This window comes from Bacillus sp. SIMBA_008, assembly GCF_046535495.1.
In the GTDB taxonomy this organism is placed as follows: Bacteria; Bacillota; Bacilli; order Bacillales; family Bacillaceae; genus Bacillus; species Bacillus subtilis.
Window position 1 is genome coordinate 1 of record NZ_JAWRWL010000250.1, and the last position, 297, is coordinate 297.

At 48.1% G+C, this 297-nt stretch carries 1 pseudogene; it reads right to left on the minus strand.

What is annotated here, in order from left to right:
- Positions 1 to 51: 51 nt before the first annotated feature.
- A pseudogene (locus SB658_RS23055) lies at positions 52 to 297 on the minus strand (2-succinyl-6-hydroxy-2,4-cyclohexadiene-1-carboxylate synthase); the annotation flags it as partial.

The following is a 297-nucleotide window of genomic DNA, read 5'->3' on the forward strand; positions in this document are numbered from 1 at the left end:
ACCTCCTTCATTTTTGCCTGAGTCCGGCCGAAAAGCTATTTTCTTTATGCTTTACAAGCCGTATAAAAACTCACTTACTATCTTACCAAAAATTCGCGGCTGTTCCACATGTACCGTGTGCCCCGCCTGTTTGACAACCTCTATTTTACTTGATGGGAGCAGGTTATGCACCTTTTGATTAATAGCGCAAAACTTTTCATCCCATTCACCGCATATGAGCAGGACGGGCGCCTTGATGCGGTGTAATGCCTCCCACCAGGAAGGCTGTGAGCCCGTTCCCATTCCGAGCAGGCTTCC